General features: G+C 75.7%; 1 protein-coding gene. It reads left to right on the top strand.

Going from position 1 to position 715, the window contains the following annotated elements:
* Positions 1–715: ABC transporter transmembrane domain-containing protein (locus ACFQ4O_RS18070; protein ID WP_378777815.1), on the top strand; the 715-nt coding region annotated here is incomplete at both ends.

Genomic DNA, 715 nt, shown 5'->3' with positions numbered 1-715 from the left:
GTTCGCCGCTCGACGCCGACCGCGCGCCCTCCGGCCTCGCCGCCAGCGCGCTCGCCGAGCAGGCGGAGGCCGTCACCGCCTATTTCGCCCGCTTCCGCCCCGCCCGCGCCAAGGCGACGGTGGTCCCGCTCGTCATCCTCGCCTGCGTGCTGCCGGTGTCGTGGCTCGCGGCGCTGATCCTCGCGGTCGCCGCGCCGCTGATCCCGCTGTTCATGGCGCTGGTGGGCTGGCGCGCCAAGGCCGCGAGCGAGCGCCAGCTCGTCGCCATGGGCGAAATGAACGGCTTCCTGCTCGACCGCCTGCGCGGCCTCGACGCCATCCGCTCCGCGGGCGCGGTGGAGGCCACGGCGCAACGTGTGCGGGCGGAGGCCGACGGCCTGCGCCGCCGGGCCATGGCGGTGCTGCGCATCGCCTTCCTGTCCTCGGCGGTGCTGGAGCTGTTCTCCGCGCTCGGCGTCGCGCTGGTCGCGGTCTATGTGGGCTTCAATCTTCTTGGCCAGATCCCCTTCGGCGCCTGGGGCGGCGGACTGTCGCTCGCGGAAGGCCTGTTCGTGCTGCTGCTGGCGCCGGCCTTCTTCGAGCCGCTGCGGGAGCTGTCCGCGGCCTGGCACGACCGCGCCTCGGGACAGGCGGCGATCGAGGCGCTGGACCGGCTGGCCGCGCCCGCAAAGGCCGCCCTGCCCGGCGCCGTGGACGAACCCGCCGCCGCGCCCCC

The sequence above is a fragment of the Methylopila musalis genome (assembly GCF_042679725.1).
GTDB lineage: Bacteria > Pseudomonadota > Alphaproteobacteria > Rhizobiales > Methylopilaceae > Methylopila > Methylopila musalis.
Note: the sequence above shows the minus strand (reverse complement) of the source record. Positions and strands in the feature narration are given on the sequence as shown.